Origin of the sequence: Kaistella treverensis, assembly GCF_900114045.1 — a bacterium.
GTDB classification, from domain to species: Bacteria; Bacteroidota; Bacteroidia; order Flavobacteriales; family Weeksellaceae; genus Kaistella; species Kaistella treverensis.
Genome location: NZ_FORQ01000010.1, coordinates 1 through 2,515 on the forward strand (window position 1 = coordinate 1; position 2,515 = coordinate 2,515).

A 2,515-nucleotide genomic window follows, 5' to 3' on the forward strand; every position below is an offset into this window, starting at 1 on the left:
AATTTTATCTTTCCATCCATATTTTTGAACTTTTATTTTTGTAGATCAAGTTTTTAACTTTTAAAACCGATTTTTCGATAGCATTACAGATAACGGTTTTGGGCTTTGCGTTCGGGCGGGTTTCGAAGTACAAAACTTCATAAATGTATAAAACTTTAGTAGAAAAACAAAACTTCAGTTTTGCACTTTAGCCCGCCTGACGCAAAACCCGTGTTAGTGGCAGTTATTTTATGGTACTACCTCAAATTTAGTTTCTGTTTTATTTTCAAAAATTTCTCTTTGAATTTTCTGTCCAATTTTAGCAGTTTCTTCAAGATTTGAATTTGTTATAATTTTCAAAACTGGTGCTTCTTTCGCATTATACTGAGGTTTGTTACCATAAGTAGTCATTTGTGTTGCAAATCCATTTTGAGTTGCAAATGTTTCTAATTTATCAATATATGGAATTTGTTGATCTGTCATAGCTTCAAAATCAATTTGAAATTTACCAGCATCTTTCATAAAATAAATACAATCTATTCCGTTTGATGTAATTCCGATAAAATCAAATTCAGTTTTATTCTGTTCCAGCAATTTTAGTTCTTCAGCCAATTGGGAAATTTCAATTTGTTTCGCTCGTTGAATAAAATTTTCAGATTTGTCAGATTTTTGTTCGCAACCAAATAATGATAAAATTCCGCTTAATATTCCCATAGTTATTATAAATCTCATTTTTCTGTAGTTTGGTATAATTGCCACTAACGGTTGGGTATTTCTGTTGGCGGGGATTATTATAACTGCTTTTTGTAAATAATAAGGTACGAACAATTAGCGAAAATCTTTATAATGTAAACTTCACCCCCGCTAATAGAAATACTTTGTTAGCCACAGTTTTTACTTCGTAATTGTGCCGAAAATTAGTTAAATCGGAATTCGCCACATTCCTTAAAACGAATTGCCTCTGAATCTAAAATATATTTTCTAAAATCTGCTTCACTATTTTTGTCCATTTTTTTAAAACAAACTTCGATATAATTTTCCATCAATGACCAGCCAGAGAGATTAATTATCGTTTTCCTATTTTCAGGTTTTTGTGCAAAATTATTTAGATACTCCATAATATCATTCAATTCTTTGCTCGAATACTTTGTACTCTTAAATCGAATATTATCACTACCAATAATATTCGTGACTTTTCCTTTACCATTTTCCAATTTCCCTTTGATGTTGATCACTAAATTTCCTTTTTCATCGATGAATCCCCCTCCAAAATAGTCAGGCAAATTTTCACCGTAATGTTTTAAAAGTTTACTTAATTTCTCATTTGCTTCCCACTGAAAATCTGCATCTGCTTCAACAGAATTTTGCTTTATTTCTTCAGGTAGTTTTTGCTTGGCAGTATCCAATGTTAATGATTTCGAAATTGGATTGTTTTCACCGTTTTGAATAGTGTCTCTTTCAACTATGTGATTTTGGCTCTTAATCTCAGTTGATTTTTTCTGCTGGCAACTTAAAACAAATACTAAAATGATTATTGATAAATTTTTCATCTAAAAAAAATGTGAATTATTATTTTGTGTGTGAAAAGTAATAACATTTATTTTTGGGGAAGGGCCCTAATAATATTTATTTTTCTATCGGAGACGTTTCTGCAAAATTGTGGCTAACGGTTGGGTATTTCTGCAGGCGGGCTAAAAATACGAAAATTTTCTACTTGCTAAAAATTGAATTAATCGCTTAAATCTTCGATGAAAACTTCATACCCGCTTGTAGAAATACCTTGTTGTGTGCACTGCTTTACCACTCGTCTCTTTTCTCAATGACTTGTTTTACAAATAATACATTTGCTTTCAATTGATCCTTAACCATTTCAACAAGTTTTGATCTTGCATCCTTTGCTGCCTTTAATTCAGATATTGCCAAGTTTAAGTGTACAATCTTTTTTTCTTTTTTTTCATTTTTAAGTGCGTCTTCTTTTTCTCTGATCAAAGAATCATTTGTTTTTGATTCAGCAAATTCAGTCATCGTCCGTTGAAGTTTCATACCCATAAGATTTTCATCTATATTTATCGGTGACGCCGTATATCGAAATTTATTTTCTTTAATTTCAATAGTAACTTTATAATTTGGTTCTCCTTTTTCGTATTCAGACACTAATTTTGGCTCCATATGTTCATTAAAACTTATGATCCCATTTGCTTCATCATCTAAATCCAAAACAAATTTAGTTTTGTTAACGCTTTGATTCAGAAAGAGTTTTAGTGACTTATATATGTCAATTTTTGATTTATTAACTTCCATTACTTGAACGAATTTATCAACGCCATTTTCGTTAGTAAATTCTTGAGCAGAAAAGAAACCTGCACTGAATACAAAAAATAAAAAAAATTTTTTCATAGTTCACATATTTTTATTTTAACGCCAATTTGTATGGCATTGCACACAACGGTCAAGTATAAGCGTAGTGCGGCATTTCGGAGCGATTCACTGTCTGCTTACCGCAAAGTTTCTTAGGAGCAAAAATGCTCAATCTTAG

Annotated in this window: 3 protein-coding genes; all 3 read right to left on the reverse strand. The window is 30.9% G+C overall.

The window, feature by feature from the left end; genetic code table 11:
• Window positions 1-228: 228 nt before the first annotated feature.
• Window positions 229-711, reverse strand: a complete 483-nt coding sequence (locus BMZ55_RS11230; RefSeq protein ID WP_143068781.1) for a hypothetical protein — start codon at window positions 709-711, stop codon at window positions 229-231.
• A 185-nt stretch (window positions 712-896) separates the two neighbouring features.
• Complete coding sequence (locus BMZ55_RS11235; RefSeq protein ID WP_089820438.1) at window positions 897-1,529, reverse strand: hypothetical protein; 633 nt, start codon at window positions 1,527-1,529, stop codon at window positions 897-899.
• 247 nt (window positions 1,530-1,776) lie between these two features.
• On the reverse strand, window positions 1,777-2,376 hold the full coding sequence (locus tag BMZ55_RS11240; RefSeq protein WP_089820439.1) for a DUF4468 domain-containing protein: 600 nt from the start codon (window positions 2,374-2,376) through the stop codon (window positions 1,777-1,779).
• Window positions 2,377-2,515 lie beyond the last annotated feature (139 nt).